Origin of the sequence: uncultured Streptococcus sp., assembly GCF_963456385.1 — a bacterium.
Lineage (GTDB): Bacteria > Bacillota > Bacilli > Lactobacillales > Streptococcaceae > Streptococcus.
The window spans coordinates 119,234-138,407 of sequence record NZ_CAUOLF010000002.1; the positions used below are offsets into that span (position 1 = coordinate 119,234).

Consider the following 19,174-nt stretch of genomic DNA (forward strand, 5'->3'; position numbering starts at 1 on the left):
CTACCTCTTTCTAACAGATTAACTAGATTACCATTTTTCGCTGATAAAACGGAAACAGTCCGGCAAGTGCTCCGCCCAAGCGACCTCGTTGTGAATAGCTCCAGACTGGATCTTAATCTGAATATTGGACAAATCTACCCCAGATACAAGTAACTGCCGGAAATAGCTGAGCGATGAATCAATATAGGCCTGCTTGATATTGCCCGCCATCAATGTCTTATCTGTATCATCAGCCTCTTCCGTCCCAACATAAATGAAAACTCGCTGGTCTACCTGAAGTTTTTTTCTCTCAATATAACGGTCAAAGGCTTCCTGATGCAGCCAATTTGCAGACGAAAAGATGCCCAGACAGCCAATCTGATCTTGGTATTCAACACCGATAAACTGGCTGATATTTCCCCCAAGAGAAGAGCCGATCATAGCCGTATGCAACCGATCAGACTTGGTCCGATAATGCTGGTCAATAAAAGGCTTGACGACTTCCATGACAAACTCCGCATACTCCGTTCCCTTGCCGCCAAACTGAATGCCGGGAATATTGGACTCTTGGAACTTCCAAGCTGCGTATTCATTCATCCGCCGTTGACCATCGTTATCAATAGCCACGACAATCATTTTTTCAATATCAGGATTGCGTTTGATTGTCGGAATCACCTTCCACGAATGGCCGCTGAAAGACTCTTTGCTATAAAGAACATTTTGTCCGTCATGAAAATAAACGACCGGATAGGTCTTATTTGTATCCTGGCTATAGTTCTTTGGAAGCAATACGCGGACACGGCGTTTTTGCTTAGTATAAGGAACGACTAATTCATGTGTTTTCATTTCAAGATAAAAATAGGATTTATTCATTTTCAGAAAACTTTCTATTTTCAAAATTTTTATTTATTATATCACAAATTAAGCAAAAAAGTTAGGGATTTCCTAACTTTTTGATGATTTTTATTAGATAATGATAGAAAATAGATTATTTATCCAAATAAGGCTGTAAATCCTGCAAGGCGCGTTCAGCAATCTTCTCATAACGCCCTTTCTTGTCACGAATCCGAGGGCCGTCCAGCTCTTTGATAATGCCAAAATTGACATTCATAGGTTGGAAATGCTTGCTGTCAGCATGGGTAACATAATGCGGCAGGCTGCCGATAGCTGTTGTTTCTGGAAAAACAAGTGCTTCTTCTCCTTTGAAGAGTCGAGCGGCATTGATACCAGCAACTAGACCAGAAGCCGCTGACTCGACATAGCCTTCAACTCCAGTCATTTGACCTGCAAAGAAAAGATTTGGCTGTTTCTTAGAGCGGAAAGTCTGTTCCAGCAGATTTGGAGAGTCCATATAGGAATTTCGATGCATAACACCATAGCGGACAAATTCTGCATTCTCAAGACCAGGAATCATCTGAAAGACCCGCTTTTGCTCGCCCCATTTGAGATGAGTCTGGAAGCCGACAATGTTGTAAAGACTGCCTGCTGCATTGTCCTGACGAAGCTGCACTACAGCGTATGGCGTCTTATATTCACCATCTCGAGGTCCTTGGTAGTCATCGGGATATTCTAAACCAACCGGCTTCATCGGTCCATAAAGCATGGTTTTAATCCCTCGCTTAGCCATGACTTCAATAGGCATGCAGCCTTCAAAGTATTTTTCCTTCTCAAAGGAATTGAGCGGTGCTTCCTCAGCATTGACCAAAGTATCATGGAAATCCATAAATTCTTGCTTAGTCATTGGCGCGTTGAGATAGGCAGCTTCGCCCTTATCATAGCGGGATTTGAGATAGACCTTGGTCATATCAATAGTATTGACGTCAATGATTGGCGCTGCTGCGTCGTAGAAATAAAAACCGTCGCCTCCATTGAGCGCGTGGATTTTTTCTGCCAAAGTATCGCTGGTCAAGGGTCCTGTCGCAATAATTGTGATGGCATCCTCCGGAATTTCTGTGATTTCTTCACGAATGACCTCAATCAATGGATGATTGGTCACTAGTTCCGTCACCATCTGCGAAAAGCCTTCTCTATCAACCGCTAGAGCACCGCCTGCTGGCACCCGAGTCGCTTCTGCTGACTTTAAAATGACTGAGTCCAACCGTCGCATTTCTTCCTTTAGCAGACCGACTGCATTGGTCAGTGCATCTCCTCGCAGAGAGTTAGAGCAGACCAGTTCTGCAAAGTCTGTAGTTTTGTGTTGAGGCGTTGACTTAACACCCCGCATTTCATAGAGTTTGACTGGGATGCCACGCTTGGCAATCTGGTAAGCTGCTTCACTGCCAGCCAGACCAGCACCGATAACATTGATATAGGATGATGACATGATACTCTCCCTTGGATATTTCTAGATTTTCACTCTGACCATTATAACAAAAAGATAGTAAAAAAGACAGACAGGAGAATTCCTGAATGTCTATCATTTTGTCATTTTCTCCAAGTAAGCAATCTTAGCAAAATCCTTATGATTGTTATTTTCATTTCGGTAAGAATCTTGGGAAGAGGCACGGTAGATAGCTAAGAATTGCTCTGCATTCGGCAGTAGAAACTCAATATCTTCAACTTCTTTTCGAGTCAACTTCTCTAGCGGCACACCAGCGAATGCCTCCAAGGTTTCCATGGCTCCAAATTCAATAGATAAGCCTTCTTTTTGAAATTCATGCTCATGCAGATCGACTAAGCGATAGCCCAAGCGCTCCATCATAGGCTCAATCTTGTCCATATCATAAATACGTTCTTCATCTGGTGCTTCCCAGCCACGTTCATCACCATGAACATGAATATCAATATCCCGCGCCTGCCAGTCCTGACCAGTAACCTGCTCCAGCCCCAAGGAGCCCATCAGCAGTGGAACAATTCCCATCTTGTTCAGTTGAGACGCGATTTTTAGAAATTCTGCAAATTTATCTGTCATAAAACTGCACCTCTTCTTCAGAAAAATATTTAACGTAATATAAATTATGTAAAAATAACTATTTCACTTTTTCTTCTTCGTAATCGCCATTGCTGCAGACCACTTGCTTGCCGCCACCACGAACTTTCTTTTCAATCAGATAATGGTCACATTTTGGACAGTTCCGGCCAACCGGCTTGTCCCAAGATGTGAAATCACAGTCAGGATAACGATCACAGCCGTAGAAAATGCGATTTCGCTTAGTCTTACGCTCGATAACTTGACCTTTCTGACACTGCGGGCAGGTCACACCGATTTCCTTGACAATAGCCTGAGTGTGACGGCAGTCTGGGAAATTGCTGCAGGCGTAGAACTTGCCAAATCTACCCAACTTGATGACCATCGGACTACCACAGACCTCACAGTCAAAACCGGCTGGCTCATCCTTGATTTGGATTTTCTCCATTTCAGTCTCGGCTTTAGCTACTTCCTTTTCAAAAGGCTGGTAAAACTCATCGATGACTCTCTGCCACTGCTCTTTGCCAACTTCTACATCGTCCAGCTTTGCTTCCATTTCGGCTGTAAATTTCACATTTACGATGCCTGGGAAGAATTCGACAATCAGAGAATTGACAATCTCCCCTAGTTCCGTCGGCTCAAAGCGCTTGGAAACCAGCTTAACGTAATAGCGTTTCTGAATAGTTTCAATGGTCGGTGCATAGGTAGACGGACGACCAACACCATTTTCTTCTAAAGTCTTGATGAGAGTCGCTTCAGAATAACGTGCAGGTGGCTGGGTAAAGTGCTGTTCTGGATTGGTATTGACACGCTTGACTTTATCACCCTTTTCCATATCCGGCAGCATTTTATTCTTGTCAGAGTCGTTGTAAATAGCCAGATAGCCATCAAACTTGACCTGACTGCCGTTGGCAGCAAATTGGACACCATTTTGCCCCAGCTTAACATTCATAGTATCAAAGACTGCTGCTGTCATTTGACTGGCTACAAAACGGTTCCAAATCAGCGTATAGAGCTTAAGCTGATCCTTATCCAGATACTTTGCGATGCTTTCTGGAGTATTGAAAACGCTGGAAGGACGAATGGCTTCGTGGGCATCTTGAGCGCCAGAAGCGTTCTTGGCCTTGCTGCCATGTTTGGAATATTTGGCGCCAAATTTATCCGTGATAAAGTTTGCTGCTTCATTCTGCGCTACTGGGCTGATACGAGTCGAGTCGGTACGCATATACGTAATCAGACCTTGTACACCAGAACCAATATTAATCCCCTCATAGAGCTGCTGAGCCACCATCATGGTCTTACGAGTCCGGAAATTAATCTTATTAGCAGCATCCTGCTGCATAGAGGAAGTCGTGTAGGGCAGCGGAGCATTGCGTCGACGCTCTTTCTTTTCGACACTGTCGACTGTAAAGTCATCACCCTTGAGGTGAGACAGGATTTCTTTGACCTCATCGTTGTTGGTCAGCTTCATCTTTTTACCATTCATGCCGTAAAAGCTGGCCTGGAACTGACGGGTTCCTTTCTTGAAGGTTCCGTCAATTGTCCAGTATTCTTCTGGTTTGAAGGCATTGATTTCATTTTCCCGGTCGATAATCAGCTTGAGCGCGACAGACTGCACTCGACCAGCTGACAGGCCCTTTTTGACTTTCTTCCAAAGAATAGGAGAAATGGAATAACCAACCAAGCGGTCCAGAACTCGGCGAGCCTGCTGTGCATCAACCAAATCCATATCAATCTGGCGAGGCTCTTTAAAAGCATTCTTGACCGCATCTTTGGTGATTTCATTGAAGACGACACGGTTTTTCTCTTTCTCATCCAGATTAAGAATATGGGCCAGATGCCAAGAAATAGCTTCTCCTTCGCGGTCCGGGTCACTTGCCAGAAAGACTTGTTTAGCTTTCTTAGCTTCTTTTTTCAAGTCATTAATCAAGGGACCTTTACCACGAATATTGATGTATTGCGGCTCATAGTTGTTCTCAAAATCAATGGACATAGTAGACTTTTTCAGATCACGAATATGCCCGACACTGGCTAGAACCTTGTAGTTTCGTCCCAGATATTTTTCTATTGTTTTTGCCTTAGCAGGCGACTCTACGATTACAAGATTTTTCTTGGTCGTAGACTTTTTCTTTGTTTTTGTTACCAATTTAGACACCTTCTATAAGAAATAAATCTCATAGAGTTTAAACTATTTTTTGATAGATGTCAACTGCTAACTTTTCTTATAGGAAAACTTGTTTTAAAAGTCAAACTCAGAAAGGACGTCAGAGCCTGATGTGATGCACTTTGCGCCCTCTTGGATCAAATGATGGCAACCGTCAGATTTTCCGTCTAAAATAGACCCTGGAATGGCAAAGACATCCCGCCCTTCTTCCATCGCTCGCTCACAGGTAATCAGACTGCCTGAGCGCATCTTAGCTTCTGCCACGATGACGCCTCGACAGAGACCAGCGATGATACGATTCCGCTCTGGAAAATGAAATTTCAAGGGCTGTTCACCTGGACCATACTCTGTCAGTAATAAATGATTTTTGCCAATGTAAGCTTGTAATTTTTTGTTGGCCTTGGGATAAAAGACATCTAATCCCGTCCCAATGACAGCAATGGTCTTACCTCCGTTTTGCAGGGCAGCCATATGAGCCGCCGTATCTATTCCACGAGCCAGGCCACTGACGATAACCAATTCATTATTTAGCTCCTTGACAATCTTTTGTACAGAGGCATTTCCTTGCTTACTGCTGTCTCGACTGCCAACCACCGCAGCCTTGGGCAATTCTAGTAGATTTAGATTTCCCTGATAAAATAACAAAGTCGGAGCATCGTAAATCTCGCATAAATCCCAAGGGTAAATATCATCCAAGATAGAAAAGGAAGGGAAAAGTTCAAATTCTTCCTTCAAAGCCGGTAAATCAAGCCTCTTGTATTTCTCTATAAAGAGAGCGGGATTGCGGCACTCAGATACGACAGCCTTATCTCGCAGAGAAAGCTTGCCATCTCTGCTCTCGGCATATCTCAAAACATTTAAAACCTGATGATTGGTCAAGCCAGCTTTTTTCATTTTATAAATCTCAAAATTATTCATTTTTTCACCTCACTTTCTTATTCGTAAAAAAGTTCAAAAAAAGGACTGCAGTACAGTTCCTTCTTTACAATTTTTTTAATTTGATGTTGTCAATAGCTGGTTTTCTTGCCTATTGCCTTTAACCCATCTTTTATTCTTTATGAACAGGGATTTCCTTAATAATCTTAGCAGGATTACCAGCCAAGACTATATTGTCGCCAAAAGACTTGGTCACAACCGCACCTGCTCCGACTACCACATTATCTCCTAGTGTCACGCCTGGCAGAATAGTCACACCTCCGCCAGCCCAGAAATTATCTCCAATAGTGATTGGTGCTCCGTACTCAATACCGGAATTTCTTTCCACTGGATCAAGCGGATGAAGAGGTGTCAGAAACTGGCAATTAGGACCTAGCATAGCATTGTCTCCGATGCGAATCGGGCAAACGTCCAGCATAGTCAGGTTCCAGTTAGAACAAAAATTTTCTCCTAAATGAATGTTAATTCCGTAGTCGCAAACCAAATCTGGCTTCATAGCAAGATTCTCCCCTGTGCTGCCAAACCATTCTTTGATAATAGTACTTCTCTTGTCGCTGTCTTGCTCTTGGTTAAAACGATATTGAAATTCTTTGGATCGGGCTCTAATTTTTCTTAAATCTTCATCTTGTGGTCGGTAAATCTCTCCAGCAATCATTTTTTCGTATTCGCTTCGCATGGCATCCTCCTTTTCATGTTTATTCACACATTGATTTTACGGGTTCAAATGTCTTGCGATGAATAGGAGTTACGCCGTTTCGTTCCAATCCTTGCAAATGACTTTTAGTCCCATAACCGGCATTTTGCGCAAAATCATAGCCAGGAAATTCCTTATCATAGTCTGTCATCAGCTTATCCCGAGCAACCTTAGCTACGATACTGGCCGCTGCGATAGACAGAGAGTTAGCATCACCTTTGATGATGGACTCTTGCGGAATCTCAACATCCAGTTTCATGGCATCAATTAGTAAATAGTCTGGCTTGAGACTCAACTTAGACAAAGCTTCTTTCATAGCAAGATTGGTCGCTTCGTAGATATTGACTTGGTCAATAATCTCGTTGTCCATCAGGCCAATACCGACTGCCAAAGCTTTATCCATGACTGCTTGATAGATTTCTTGGTGCTTTTTCTTGGGAATCTTTTTACTGTCGTTGAGCCCCTTAATCTTACATCCTGGAGGTAAGATAACAGCTGCAGCGACAACTGGTCCAGCTAGAGGACCACGACCAACCTCATCAATCCCAGCGATTGCCTGATAGCCTGCTTGATAAAGCTCTTTTTCATACCGTAGCATCTGCTCCAGACGCAAGTCCTCATCTAACTCTGCTTGAATGGCTCTTTTGCGCTTTTCAATCGCCTTTTGAACTCCACTGCGCGAATCATTCGCTGCTTCAGCAAGAAAAGGGTCAACCAAATCTGTCACCAACTCTAAACGTTGCTGGATTTCTTTAATCGTTGCCATCTAGTTCACCAACCATATCCAGACAATAACGACCTAACTTGCCATCGCGGACATCTTTGACAAATAGGCTGTAAAAACGATCATAGTCATCGCGGAAGCCGAGTTTTTTGGTCATGTCCATAATCATGTCAGGTGCTTCCTGATTTAGATCCAGCTGCTTGAAACGTGCTGTCAGCTCCTCAGGATAATGCTCCTTGAAATAATCGAGGCCAAAAATCGTCACCTCATCCATCGGTAGCAGATTATCCTTAATAGCTCCAGTCAGGGCAAGCTTGAGAGCAACCGTCTCATCTTCAAACTTAGGCCAGAGAATCCCTGGTGTATCTAAGATTTCCAAGTCTTTATTTGACTTGAGCCATTGCTGACCTTTTGTCACACCTGGCTTATTCCCTACAACAGCGATTTTCTTACCAGCTAAGCGATTCATGAGGGTTGATTTTCCGGCATTGGGAATACCGATTATCATGGTACGCAGGGTTTCGATGCGAATCCCTCTCTCTTTCTGACGAGCTAATTTATCAGCCATAAGTTTCTTAGCCGCATCTGTTACTTTTTTAACAGCAGATTGCTCTTTGGAATTAATAGATAAAGTCGGAATCCCTTGACTTTCAAAAAAGCTCTGCCATTCCTTAATACGAACAGGGTCTGCCAAATCAGCTTTGTTTAAAATCAAAAGCTTGGGTTTATAACCCACAATCTTAGTCAGCATGGGATTCTGACTGGATAAAGGAAGTCGCGCATCAACCAGTATCGTCACAAAATCAACAAACTTAATATTTTCCTGTACCTGTCTCCGTGCCTTAGACATATGCCCCGGAAACCATTGAATCGTTGCCATAATTTATCCTTTCAACGAATATCATTGATAAAATTTTATATCTTTAACTATTTTAACATATTTCTAGGATTTAAGCGGGTGAATTCTAAAGTGATACTCTCTACCTCAAGAGCAAAAAAAGCCCCAGCGGGCTTTCTAACTTTATCTTACCTGTTCAAAATGCAGATGCACAGCTATATGATCTCCATAGCCATTGCGCTCTAAATCGCGTTGCAGGCGATAGGAAATATAATGCTCTGCAATGGTAATATAACCTGCACCCAAGAGGCGGCTTTCAACCATGGACTGAATCATGCTGATCGTCGCACGTTCAACCTTAGCTTCTTCCAAATCCAGAACGACTTTCTTTGTAACCTGCGCTAAATTCTGACGCAAATCATCTGTCAACACATAGACAGTCTGCGCCGCCTTTAAAACTGCTTGATAAATTTTATCTGGGTCAAATTCTACAACCTCACCGCTCCGTTTAATAACTTGCATAAAAAACTCCTTTTATATTATATATTTCTAATCTAATGTATGTCTCTAACATGACTGCTGCCAATCTAGTTATCTATAGTCTGCTCAAAAAGAAATTCCAAAGCTAGACCATACTTTTACATTATATAATTTTTTCCAATATTTTTCAAAGGATGCTTCCATTTTTTTATCCTTAAAAGACCATATAAAAAAGGACCGCTCTGGGCAATCCTTTCTAGAAATATTTTTTTCAATCTTATCAATCAATAATCCGGTCTCAGGACACCTTTAACCGTCTCTTTGGTTGCTTGGTAGTCGCCATCAACCACGACCTTGATAATACGTTTGGCATCTTCTTCAGGCGCAGGCACAAGCGGTAAGCGGGTTGGACCAGCTGCAAATCCTAAGTAATTAAGGACTGCCTTGACAGGGGCAGGGCTTGGGTAAGAGAAAAGAGCATTGACTTTAGGGATGAATTTCCGTTGGATAGCTGCTGCTTTTTTGATGTCATTGTGCTCAATAGCATCCAGCATTTCAAACATTTCATCACCATTTGTGTGAGAAGCAACTGAAATAACTCCATCAGCTCCCAGATTCATAGCATGAAAGGCATCGCCATCCTCACCAGTGTAAATCAGAAACTCCTCTGGACGATGCTCAATCAGATAGGCCATATTCGCCAGACTGGTACATTCTTTAACGCCGATAATGTTTGGATGTTCTGCTAATCTCAGCATAGTCTCAGGTGTCATCTCAACTACTACCCGGCCAGGTATATTGTAGATAATGATGGGCAGGTTTGAAGCATCCGCAATGGCTTTAAAGTGCTGATACATCCCTTCCTGAGAAGGTTTGTTGTAATAGGGTACGATGGCCAAACCAGCTGCAAAACCACCAAATGCATCTACTTCTTTGACGAATTCGATAGAGTCGCGCGTTTCATTGGTACCGACACCGGCTATCAAAGGAACACGCCCCTTGACAACTTTTTGAACTGCCGCAAATAATTCCAACTCTTCATCGTGAGTTAGAGTTGGACTTTCAGCAGTTGTTCCAGCAAGTAAAATCCCATCCGTATGATGAGCCAAAAGGTGCTCAATCAAGTCTGGAATAGCTTCAAAATTGATGGAACCATCTTCATGAAAAGGAGTAATAAAAGCTGTGATGATTTTACAGTTTTTCAGATCCGCATACGCCATAAACTTACCTCTCTTTATTATACGAAAAGAGGGTTGAAAGAACGATTATTCAACCCTGTGCTGTCAAGTTTCCTTGGTCACTTTATTTTAATTCAAAAACAACTTCTGCTGTCGGACGAACTAAACCACGCTCATGCAGTGTCTCTGCGATTTGAACAGAATTCCAAGCCGCCCCCTTAAGAAGATTGTCTGAAACCACCCACATGTGGATTCCCTTTTCCGCATCTAGATCTTTACGAATCCGGCCAACAAAGGTTTCTTTCTTACCAACCGCATTGATTGCTTGCGGATAAACCTGATGAGCTACATCATCTTCCAGAACTGCACCTGGGAAAGCTACGATTGCTGCTTTTACCTGGTCAATAGGTGCAACTTCCTTAGTCTCGATGTAGACAGACTCTGAGTGAGCAGACAAGATAGGAAGACGGACACAAGTCGCAGAAACAGCAATAGAATCATCTTCCATGATTTTCTTAGTTTCCTTGGTCATCTTCATCTCTTCATAAGTGTAGTCGTTATCTGTAAAGACATCAATCTGAGGTAAGGCATTAAAAGCAATAGGATAATGTTTTTTATCACCGCCACATGGGAGGATATTGGCTTCCGTGTCCTTAGGATTTACACCATCATTGAGAACAGAGCGCAATTGAGCTTGGGTTTCAAGAATGGCACCCATACCTGCACCAGAAACAGCTTGATAGGTAGACACAATGATGCGCTCCAGCCCCCATTGCTGACGAACAGGCTCTAAAGCCACCATCATCTGAATTGTCGAGCAGTTAGGGCAAGCGATAATTCCCTTGTGCTGATCTAAGGCATGGGCGTTGACTTCTGGAACAACCAAAGGAACATCAGGATTTTGACGGAAATAAGAGGTATTATCGACCACTACCGATCCAGCTTTGACTGCGTAAGGAGCGAATTTTGCTGAGGTAGAACCACCAGCTGAAAAGAGAGCAATATCTACACCTTCAAAAGCCGTCTCAGTCGTCTCTTCAATAGTAATGTCTTGTCCCTTGAACTGGAGAACTTTACCAGCTGAACGAGCAGACGCCAGATAGCGTATTTTATCAATTGGAAGGCTAGACTCTTCCAGCATTTTAATCATTTGAGATCCAACGGCGCCTGTGGCACCTACTACAGCAACTGTATATCCCATGCGATAACCTCTCTGAATTTTCAAAAAATTTTGTATTGTTAGTATTATACTATTTTTAGGGAAAAATGCAAATGGTTCTAAAGAATAAATGTTTGATATTTTAGATAAACTGCATTTACACACTGCTCTACAATCAACTTCTTCCTGCGGACTCGTTTAGTCAAGAGCAATAGCACTCACGACACAGTCTGTCTCAGCATCAATGTCTCTAAGCTCGGCTGCGACTAACGATCTTGCCTGTCTAAGAAAGCTTTCAAGGTTTACAGATTTTGTCCTCGCGAACAAAACTGCATCCACTGCTCTATGACTCAATTTCCTCCTGCGGACTCGTTTCGTCAAGAGCAATAGAAAATCCCCAATCCGTAGACTGGGGATAAGGGCACTTTCGTGTGATCAGCAGGTTCACACAACTGATCAAGGTCCGCTCCTGCGTTTATGACCTCCCATGCTTCAATTTGCAGAAAAACTGCATATCGACTCATCGCACTTATCTATCATAAGCTATCACACAAAAAATGTCAAGACAGACAGATTATTAGAATTTTTATAAATACTTACTTCCCTCTCGAATACTAAGTGCAGCCATTTCTGCCTGATGCCGCTCGATAAAATCCCTGACCCAATCTGGATTGGTTTTGGAATAATCTCTCAGCGCCCAGCCGATGGCCTTGTTAATAAAGAATTCTGTTTGGCCTAGATTATTCACTAAAATCTTCTCCAAGAGCTCCGTGTCTGTTTCCTCTTTCCGCAATAGCTGATGATCAATTGCCAAGCGCCGCAGCCAGATATCCTCATCACGACTCCAAGCTAAAATAATCTCTTTGGTTTCTGGAAATCTGGCAATGATGGATCCTACCAAGCGGTCCAAAAAGTCAATGGTATCCCACCAAGATTTTGTTTGGGCCAACTTTTTCAAACGTGGCAAGTCAGATGGAATCAATAGTTTCTTGCGACTTTCCAGATAATCTAGCACAGCATACTGTAATTCTCGATAGGGATTACTCCAAGATTCATTTATAAAATCCCAGTCAATAACAGAGTCAGTCTGCTGTTTGAAAAAAGCCTTTGCGAGTTTCCGTCTAGCCGGAGTCTTGACTCCTAGAAACTCAAATTTATTTTTCATATAGGCTTTCATAGCCACTGCATTATCAGGGTTAGCTACAGTCTTTAACTCTTTTACCAATTCCTCTACATTCATAGCTTACTCCAGCAATTCACGGTCATAAATAGTGTAGTCACAGCGATAAATCACAAGACGCTTGCCATCAATCAGCAATTCAGAAGTTTTAGGAGCATCTGACTTATCAAGAGAGACACGGTCGCCAGCATAGGCAGCCAACGGAGTGCCGTTTTGAGAGCGAATCAAAATGACCTTTTTCTTTCCGGTAAAGTCGTTTTTAAAGGCTGAAATCATGCGATTTAAAACGGGAACTGAATGGCTTTTTTCCTCAACATCTGCAGTCTTCTGATAATGGGTAAAGACATCTTTCAAGCCCTTTTCTTCTGCAATCAAGGAAGAGCCCACATGGTCAATCTCATACTTACCCAAGGTGATTTTGAGCACAGATGAATCTTCCTTGGAAATTCCTTCCACATCAACTGAGTCAAACTCCTCGTTACGCGAGATGGATAAGGACTTGCCCGACATCTGGTCAATGAGCTGAGAATTTTCATCATAGGTTCGAACTGTCATCTCTAAACCAATCCATTCCTCCTTAGCATTTTTAAACCAATTTTCAACGGCCTGACAGCCGCTCAAAGTCAAAAGGGTAACGCTTAGAAGAGTTATTAATAAATGTTTCTTTTTCATCATTTCCACTCCATTTCTTTTAAAAGTTTGATGGGTTCAGCCACCTTGTCCAAGGATTTCTGCAGCCAAACAATGTCATGCCAACGGTTGAATTTATAGCCAATTTTAGGGAAATGCGCCACCTGCTGATAGCCTCTTTTTCTATGCAAAGCCAGACTAGCCTCGTTTGGCAAAGAAATACAGGCTAGAAAATGGATATAACCCATCTGCTCTAACATTTCTTCCAAAGCATCGTAAAGCTTACTGCCGACTCCTTTTCCTCTAGCATCTTGACTGACATAGACGGATAATTCCACCGCCCAATCATAGGCTGCACGCGCATAATAAGTCGAAGCATAGGCATAGCCTAAAATTAAACCATCTTCCTCCGCTACCAGATAAGGATAATTTTCCAATGTTTTCTCAATCCTATTTGCAAAATCCTCAATAGTCGGTACTTCATATTCAAAAGTGATGGCTGTATTCTCTACATAAGGCGCATAAATAGCAAGCAAGCTCGCAGCGTCTGATGGGTTTGCTAATCTAATGTTCATGTTGACTCCGTAGTCTATTCTCAGTATTTCCACTATTATACCAAAAAAGGCTCGTAAAGAGCCTTTTAAACCAAGATCAAAATAGACCAATCGCTGTGCCATCTGTCGCCACATCCATATTGAGTGCTGCAGGACGTTTTGGCAATCCTGGCATGGTCATGACATCTCCTGTCAAAGCCACAATAAAGCCTGCTCCAAGTTTTGGAACCAATTCACGAATGGTGATTTCAAAGTTTTCTGGCGCACCCAGAGCAGCAGGATTGTCTGAAAAACTATACTGTGTTTTGGCCATGCAGATTGGCAGCTTGTCCCAACCGTTTTTGACAATTTCGCTAATCTGAGTCTGCGCTTTTTTCTCAAAGTTCACCTTTGAACCACGATAGATTTCTGTGACAATTTTCTCTATTTTTTCTTCAATAGAGAGGTCATTGTCATAGAGGCGAGTGTAATGCGCTGGTTTTTCGTCAATAGTTTTGACAACAGTTTCAGCTAGAGCTACACCACCTTGAGCGCCATCAGCCCATACACTAGCAAGCTCAACGGGTACCTTAATTTCTGCACAAAGTTCCTTAAGAGCAGCAATTTCAGCTTCCGTGTCAGATACAAATTCATTGATGGCCACTACTACTGGGATACCGAACTTGCGGATATTTTCAACGTGACGTTTGAGATTGGCAAAGCCAGCTCGTACCGCCTCAATATTCTCTTCTGTAAGTGCATCCTTAGCTACTCCACCATTCATCTTGAGGGCGCGCAAGGTTGCAACGATTACGACTGCATCTGGAGAAGTCGGTAAGTTTGGAGTTTTAATATCTAAGAATTTCTCAGCACCAAGGTCCGCACCAAACCCTGCTTCAGTCACCGTATAATCAGCCAAGCGCAGCGCTGTGCTAGTCGCTAAGACAGAATTACATCCGTGGGCGATATTGGCAAAAGGACCGCCATGAACAAAGGCTGGTGTCCCGTAAATAGTCTGAACTAGATTTGGCTTAATCGCATCTTTCAAGACTAAAGCCAAGGCTCCTTCTACCTCAAGGTCACGAACATAGACTGGTGAGCGGTCATAGCGATAACCGATGACAATGTTAGCCAAGCGCTTTTTCAAATCTTCAATATCCGTAGCTAGGCAAAGAATCGCCATAATTTCAGATGCAACCGTAATGTCAAAACCATCTTCTCGCGGAATACCATTAACTGGACTTCCTAAGCCAACGGTCACATGGCGAAGAGCTCGGTCATTTAGGTCAACCACCCGCTTCCAGATAATACGGCGTTGATCGATTCCCAGTGCATTTCCCTGATGAAGATGATTATCGATAAGAGCTGACAGGGCATTATTGGCTGTCGTGATGGCATGCATATCACCAGTAAAATGCAAGTTAATATCTTCCATCGGTAGGACCTGCGCGTGACCACCACCAGCTGCTCCTCCTTTAATCCCCATCACTGGCCCCAGAGACGGTTCGCGGATAGCAATCATGGTTTTCTTGCCAATTTTGTTGAGAGCGTCAGCTAGTCCAATGGTAATGGTAGACTTACCTTCCCCAGCAGGTGTCGGATTAATCGCCGTTACCAAAATCAGCTTGCCAACAGGATTTTTTTCAACCTCACGAATCTTATCAAAACTGAGCTTGGCCTTGTACTTACCATATAGTTCTAAGTCGTCATAGTCGATGCCGACTTTTTTCACCACATCCACAATAGACTGCAATTCAACACTTTGAGCAATTTCAATATCTGTTTTCATCAAGAACTCCTCTATCAATTAATATAAAGATTATAACAAAAAAGAGCAAAATCAACATGATTAAGCTCTAAAAACATTTTAATGTTCGGGAAAAACGAAGAACTTGGAAATTTTTGTCCTCTAAACTATAAGATTTTAGAGTCACTTCTCCGCTGTGACACTCTGTAATTAGAATTATTTTACTAAATTTCTTTTTTCTTGTAAAATAAGGCTATGAACATATTGATTACTTCTGGCGGGACCAGCGAGAAAATCGACCGTGTCCGCTCTATTACCAATCATTCGACAGGCTGGCTTGGCAAAATCATAACTGAAACTTTCCTAGACAAGGGCGATCAGGTGACTCTGGTGACGACTCCCACGGCTGTTCTCCCTGCTGCTCACCCCAATCTTACCATTATCCAGATTGAAAATGTTGCAGAACTGCTTGAAAACTTGGAGCCGCTCGTTCACACACATGATGCATTGATTCATGCAATGGCTGTCTCAGACTACACACCCGTCTACATGACTGGTTTGGAAGCTGTGGCTGCTAGCTCTGATATAACTGAATTTCTGAATAAGACTAACTCAGAAAGCAAGATTTCTTCTCAGGATGATGTTCAAGTTCTTTTTCTCAAACAGACACCAAAAATCATCAGCTTGGTAAAAAAATGGAATCCAAACATTCGTTTGATTGGCTTCAAACTTCTAGTTGACGTTTCTAAGGAAGAGTTACTCGAGACCGCACGAGCCAGTCTCATAAAAAATCAGGCAGAAATCATTGTCGCCAATGATTTGACAGAGATTTCTAATAAGGAGCACAAAGCCTATCTTGTCGGAAATGATACTGTAACCCGAGCTCAATCCAAAGAAGAAATTGCTCAGCTCCTCTACCTGCATATCCATAGTCCATAAGGAGGTAAATGATGACACAGATTACCTTAGCCGTCAGTGGCAGCATATCAGCTTACAAGGCTGCTGACATCACTAGCCGTCTAAAGAAAGAGAACTTTGAAGTTGCTGTCCTCATGACAGAGGCAGCGACAGAATTTATCACACCACTGACTCTGCAAGTTTTGTCGCAAAGACCAGTCGCAATTGATATTATGCAAGAACCTGATTCTAGCAAGGTCAATCACATTGACATCGCTAAAGAGTCTGACCTCTTTTTGCTAGCGCCAGCAACAGCCAATACCATCGCTAAACTAGCCAACGGTTTAGCTGATAATATGGTTACAGCTACTGCTCTGGCTCTGCCGCCTCATACGAAGAGAGTTTTGGCTCCAGCTATGAACACTAAGATGTTTGAAAATCCACTAACTCAGCACAATTTGGAGCGTCTACAGCGTTTTGGATGGATGATTATCCAACCGCGCGAAGCTGTTCTAGCCTGTGGCGATCAGGGGACAGGTGCTCTAGCTGAAATTGATACAATTATTGATACAGTAAAGGAACTTATTTATGAAAAAACAATCTAAAATTGCTCAAATTGCTATTTTCTTTGCCATTATGCTGGTACTTCACCTGCTCAGCTCAGTCATTTTCAACCTCCTGCCAGTACCGATTAAACCTACGATTATTCACATCCCAGTGATTATCGCCAGTATCCTCTATGGTCCTAAAGTCGGAGCTGTCCTAGGCGGCCTTATGGGGTGTATCAGCGTTATTACCAATACCTTAGTGCTGCTACCAACCAGTTATCTCTTTAGCCCTTTTGTGCCAAATGGAAGCCTTTCTTCGCTTCTTGTTGCCATGGTGCCTCGCATTCTCATCGGTATCACTCCTTATTTCGTATATAAAGCAATGAAAAATAAGGTCGGCTTGATTGTAGCAGGTTCCGTCGGTTCTGCCACCAATACCATCTTCGTCTTGGGCGGTATCTTCTTTCTCTTTGCAAATGTATATCAAGGAGATATCAAAGCACTTCTGGCTGTGATTCTATCAGCAAATTCCATTGCCGAGTTAATCATTTCTGCGATTTTGACAGCAACTATCATTCCTGCACTTGAAAAAGCCAAAAAATGATGATAAGTTAGTTTTCTGGACCAAGCAATGCTTTGGTCTTTTTTTAATCTCGCAATTCTGAAATACCATTCTGAAATCCTTGAAACAATGTCTTGAAAAGTATTTCATCGTTTTCTAGGTAACCTCTTTCAAAATTAATGAAAATATGCTACAATGTAAGCGATTAAGAAAATTTAAGAGCAGGATTTTTTACTAAAATTTCCAACTCTTCATTTCAAAAATAAAGGAGACTCCACCTATGACTTATCAAGATAACTTCAAAAAATGGCTTGATTATGCTGAACTTCCTGACTATCTTCGCCAAGACTTGAATAGTATGGACGAAAAAACTAAGGAAGATGCCTTTTACACCAATCTTGAGTTTGGTACTGCTGGTATGCGTGGTTTGATTGGCGCTGGTACCAACCGTATTAATATTTATGTTGTCCGTCAGGCAACCGAAGGTTTGGCTCGCTTGATTGAAGAAAAAGGTGATGAGTTCAAAAAACGCGGTGTTGCAATTGCTTACGACTCCCGTCATTTCTCACCAGAATTTGCCTTTGAATCTGCTGCTGTTTTAGCTAAACACGGCATCAAATCCTATGTTTTTGAAAGTCTGCGCCCAACTCCAGAACTTTCATTTGCGGTACGTCATTTAGGAACGTTTGCTGGTATCATGATTACAGCCAGCCACAACCCTGCTCCATTTAACGGCTATAAAGTATATGGTGAAGACGGCGGGCAAATGCCTCCGCATGATGCAGATGCATTGACTGACTACATCCGTGCGATTGAAAATCCTTTTGCTATTGAGGTCGCTGATGTTGAAGCTGAAAAAGCTTCTGGCTTGATTGAAGTGATTGGCGATGCTATTGATGCTGAATACCTCAAGGAAGTTAAAGATGTCAATATCAACCAAAAACTGATTGATGAATACGGCAAGGACATGAAAATTGTCTATACTCCATTGCACGGTACTGGTGAAATGCTGGCTCGTCGCGCTTTGGCTCAAGCTGGATTTGATTCTGTAGAAGTTGTTGAAGCTCAAGCTGTAGCTGATCCTGACTTCTCTACTGTTAAGTCTCCAAACCCTGAAAGCCAAGCAGCTTTTGCTTTAGCGGAGGAATTAGGTCGCAAGGTTGGTGCAGATGTCTTGGTCGCAACAGACCCAGATGCTGACCGTGTCGGTGTAGAAGTTCTGCAAAAAGACGGCAGCTACCTCAACCTTTCTGGTAACCAAATCGGAGCTATCATGGCTAAGTACATCTTGGAAGCTCATAAGAGTGCTGGAACTCTGCCAGCTAACGCAGCTCTCTGCAAGTCTATCGTTTCTACTGACTTGGTGACTAAGATTGCTGAAAGCTACGGTGCAACCATGTTCAATGTCTTGACTGGTTTCAAATTCATCGCTGAAAAGATTCAAGAATTCGAAGAAAAGCACAACCACACCTACATGATGGGATTTGAAGAAAGCTTCGGCTATCTGATTAAGCCATTTGTACGTGATAAAGATGCTATCCAAGCTGTTTTGGTTGTGGCTGAGCTAGCTGCCTACTACCGCTCACGTGGCTTGACCCTGGCTGACGGTATTGAAGAAATCTACAAAGAATATGGTTACTTTGCTGAAAAGACTATCTCTGTGACCTTGTCTGGTGTTGATGGAGCTGAGCAAATCAAGGCTATCATGGCTAAGTTCCGTGACAATGCTCCGAAAGAATTCAACGCTACTGCTATTTCTGTTACAGAAGACTTTAAGGCGCAGACTTCTACCGCCGCAGACGGTACTGTTACAGCTCTGACAACTCCTCCAAGCGATGTGCTGAAATACACTTTGGCTGATGGCTCATGGATTGCTGTCCGTCCATCTGGAACAGAACCAAAAATCAAGTTCTATATTGCCGTTGTCGGTGACAGCAATGAAGACGCTCAATCAAAAATTGCTGCTATTGAAGCAGAGATTAATGCTTTTATCAAGTAAAATAACACTATCAACCAA

General features: G+C 42.6%; 19 protein-coding genes. 4 read left to right on the forward strand and 15 right to left on the reverse strand.

The features are described 5' to 3' along the window. Positions 1-27 precede the first annotated feature (27 nt). From RP262_RS01435 to RP262_RS01505, 15 genes are all read right to left on the reverse strand, one after another. Positions 28-852 carry an alpha/beta hydrolase gene (locus RP262_RS01435; RefSeq protein WP_311154058.1) on the reverse strand — a complete coding sequence of 275 codons (825 nt, stop codon included), beginning with the start codon at positions 850-852 and terminating at the stop codon, positions 28-30. Positions 853-967: 115 nt separating this feature from the next. Then, on the reverse strand, positions 968-2,302 hold the full coding sequence (gene trmFO / locus RP262_RS01440) for a methylenetetrahydrofolate--tRNA-(uracil(54)-C(5))-methyltransferase (FADH(2)-oxidizing) TrmFO (RefSeq protein ID WP_311154059.1): 1,335 nt from the start codon (positions 2,300-2,302) through the stop codon (positions 968-970). 93 nt (positions 2,303-2,395) lie between these two features. Next, the gene (locus tag RP262_RS01445) at positions 2,396-2,890 is read right to left on the reverse strand and encodes a phosphoribosylanthranilate isomerase (RefSeq protein ID WP_311154060.1); all 495 of its coding nucleotides are present in this window, start codon (positions 2,888-2,890) and stop codon (positions 2,396-2,398) included. A 58-nt stretch (positions 2,891-2,948) separates the two neighbouring features. Next, positions 2,949-5,042, reverse strand: coding sequence for a type I DNA topoisomerase (gene topA, locus RP262_RS01450; RefSeq protein ID WP_311154061.1), 2,094 nt, complete (start codon positions 5,040-5,042; stop codon positions 2,949-2,951). 84 nt (positions 5,043-5,126) lie between these two features. Continuing rightward, a complete protein-coding gene (gene dprA, locus RP262_RS01455) occupies positions 5,127-5,969 on the reverse strand; it encodes a DNA-processing protein DprA (RefSeq protein WP_311154062.1) in 843 nt (280 codons plus the stop codon). Between the two features lie 130 nt (positions 5,970-6,099). Further along, on the reverse strand, positions 6,100-6,663 hold the full coding sequence (locus tag RP262_RS01460; RefSeq protein WP_311154063.1) for a sugar O-acetyltransferase: 564 nt from the start codon (positions 6,661-6,663) through the stop codon (positions 6,100-6,102). 19 nt (positions 6,664-6,682) lie between these two features. Continuing rightward, on the reverse strand, positions 6,683-7,447 hold the full coding sequence (locus tag RP262_RS01465; RefSeq protein WP_311154064.1) for a ribonuclease HII: 765 nt from the start codon (positions 7,445-7,447) through the stop codon (positions 6,683-6,685). After that, positions 7,434-8,285: a ribosome biogenesis GTPase YlqF gene (gene ylqF / locus RP262_RS01470; RefSeq protein ID WP_311154065.1), complete on the reverse strand. Its 852-nt coding sequence runs from the start codon at positions 8,283-8,285 to the stop codon at positions 7,434-7,436. Before ylqF ends, RP262_RS01465 begins: the two co-directional genes overlap by 14 nt. 141 nt (positions 8,286-8,426) lie before the next feature. After that, positions 8,427-8,765, reverse strand: coding sequence for an ATP cone domain-containing protein (locus tag RP262_RS01475; RefSeq protein ID WP_002895476.1), 339 nt, complete (start codon positions 8,763-8,765; stop codon positions 8,427-8,429). Positions 8,766-9,007: 242 nt separating this feature from the next. Continuing rightward, a complete protein-coding gene (dapA, locus tag RP262_RS01480; RefSeq protein ID WP_311154066.1) occupies positions 9,008-9,943 on the reverse strand; it encodes a 4-hydroxy-tetrahydrodipicolinate synthase in 936 nt (311 codons plus the stop codon). An 82-nt stretch (positions 9,944-10,025) separates the two neighbouring features. Next, positions 10,026-11,102, reverse strand: a complete 1,077-nt coding sequence (locus tag RP262_RS01485; RefSeq protein ID WP_311154067.1) for an aspartate-semialdehyde dehydrogenase — start codon at positions 11,100-11,102, stop codon at positions 10,026-10,028. A gap of 544 nt (positions 11,103-11,646) precedes the next feature. Next, positions 11,647-12,300 carry a DNA alkylation repair protein gene (locus RP262_RS01490; RefSeq protein WP_311154068.1) on the reverse strand — a complete coding sequence of 218 codons (654 nt, stop codon included), beginning with the start codon at positions 12,298-12,300 and terminating at the stop codon, positions 11,647-11,649. Positions 12,301-12,303: 3 nt separating this feature from the next. Next, positions 12,304-12,915: a DUF5052 family protein gene (locus RP262_RS01495; protein WP_311154069.1), complete on the reverse strand. Its 612-nt coding sequence runs from the start codon at positions 12,913-12,915 to the stop codon at positions 12,304-12,306. Further along, entirely contained in the window at positions 12,912-13,445 is a 534-nt protein-coding gene (locus RP262_RS01500; RefSeq protein ID WP_311154070.1) for an N-acetyltransferase family protein, read from the reverse strand. Before RP262_RS01500 ends, RP262_RS01495 begins: the two co-directional genes overlap by 4 nt. A gap of 76 nt (positions 13,446-13,521) precedes the next feature. Next, positions 13,522-15,192, reverse strand: coding sequence for a formate--tetrahydrofolate ligase (locus RP262_RS01505; RefSeq protein WP_311154071.1), 1,671 nt, complete (start codon positions 15,190-15,192; stop codon positions 13,522-13,524). Positions 15,193-15,405: 213 nt separating this feature from the next. Between RP262_RS01505 and RP262_RS01510 the strand changes: the two genes are divergently transcribed. The 4 genes from RP262_RS01510 (at position 15,406) to RP262_RS01525 (ending at position 19,156) form a co-directional block, all read left to right on the forward strand. Then, positions 15,406-16,089: a phosphopantothenate--cysteine ligase gene (locus RP262_RS01510; RefSeq protein WP_311154072.1), complete on the forward strand. Its 684-nt coding sequence runs from the start codon at positions 15,406-15,408 to the stop codon at positions 16,087-16,089. A gap of 11 nt (positions 16,090-16,100) precedes the next feature. Beyond that, complete coding sequence (coaC, locus tag RP262_RS01515) at positions 16,101-16,652, forward strand: phosphopantothenoylcysteine decarboxylase (protein WP_311154073.1); 552 nt, start codon at positions 16,101-16,103, stop codon at positions 16,650-16,652. Beyond that, a complete protein-coding gene (locus tag RP262_RS01520) occupies positions 16,636-17,199 on the forward strand; it encodes an ECF transporter S component (protein ID WP_125378440.1) in 564 nt (187 codons plus the stop codon). Before coaC ends, RP262_RS01520 begins: the two co-directional genes overlap by 17 nt. A gap of 238 nt (positions 17,200-17,437) precedes the next feature. Beyond that, positions 17,438-19,156, forward strand: coding sequence for a phospho-sugar mutase (locus RP262_RS01525; RefSeq protein WP_311154074.1), 1,719 nt, complete (start codon positions 17,438-17,440; stop codon positions 19,154-19,156). Positions 19,157-19,174 lie beyond the last annotated feature (18 nt).

Bases quoted from the DNA above. Each gene is read 5' to 3' on its own strand.
- coaC (WP_311154073.1), top strand. From the start codon at position 16,101: ATGACACAGATTACCTTAGCCGTCAGTGGCAGCATATCAGCTTACAAG.
- RP262_RS01460 (WP_311154063.1), bottom strand. From the start codon at position 6,663: ATGCGAAGCGAATACGAAAAAATGATTGCTGGAGAGATTTACCGACCA.
- RP262_RS01475 (WP_002895476.1), bottom strand. From the start codon at position 8,765: ATGCAAGTTATTAAACGGAGCGGTGAGGTTGTAGAATTTGACCCAGAT.
- RP262_RS01485 (WP_311154067.1), bottom strand. From the start codon at position 11,102: ATGGGATATACAGTTGCTGTAGTAGGTGCCACAGGCGCCGTTGGATCT.
- RP262_RS01510 (WP_311154072.1), top strand. From the start codon at position 15,406: ATGAACATATTGATTACTTCTGGCGGGACCAGCGAGAAAATCGACCGT.
- RP262_RS01495 (WP_311154069.1), bottom strand. From the start codon at position 12,915: ATGATGAAAAAGAAACATTTATTAATAACTCTTCTAAGCGTTACCCTT.
- RP262_RS01525 (WP_311154074.1), top strand. From the start codon at position 17,438: ATGACTTATCAAGATAACTTCAAAAAATGGCTTGATTATGCTGAACTT.
- RP262_RS01505 (WP_311154071.1), bottom strand. From the start codon at position 15,192: ATGAAAACAGATATTGAAATTGCTCAAAGTGTTGAATTGCAGTCTATT.
- dprA (WP_311154062.1), bottom strand. From the start codon at position 5,969: ATGAATAATTTTGAGATTTATAAAATGAAAAAAGCTGGCTTGACCAAT.
- ylqF (WP_311154065.1), bottom strand. From the start codon at position 8,285: ATGGCAACGATTCAATGGTTTCCGGGGCATATGTCTAAGGCACGGAGA.
- RP262_RS01445 (WP_311154060.1), bottom strand. From the start codon at position 2,890: ATGACAGATAAATTTGCAGAATTTCTAAAAATCGCGTCTCAACTGAAC.
- RP262_RS01465 (WP_311154064.1), bottom strand. From the start codon at position 7,447: ATGGCAACGATTAAAGAAATCCAGCAACGTTTAGAGTTGGTGACAGAT.
- RP262_RS01435 (WP_311154058.1), bottom strand. From the start codon at position 852: ATGAATAAATCCTATTTTTATCTTGAAATGAAAACACATGAATTAGTC.
- RP262_RS01520 (WP_125378440.1), top strand. From the start codon at position 16,636: ATGAAAAAACAATCTAAAATTGCTCAAATTGCTATTTTCTTTGCCATT.
- RP262_RS01490 (WP_311154068.1), bottom strand. From the start codon at position 12,300: ATGAATGTAGAGGAATTGGTAAAAGAGTTAAAGACTGTAGCTAACCCT.
- RP262_RS01500 (WP_311154070.1), bottom strand. From the start codon at position 13,445: ATGAACATTAGATTAGCAAACCCATCAGACGCTGCGAGCTTGCTTGCT.
- trmFO (WP_311154059.1), bottom strand. From the start codon at position 2,302: ATGTCATCATCCTATATCAATGTTATCGGTGCTGGTCTGGCTGGCAGT.
- dapA (WP_311154066.1), bottom strand. From the start codon at position 9,943: ATGGCGTATGCGGATCTGAAAAACTGTAAAATCATCACAGCTTTTATT.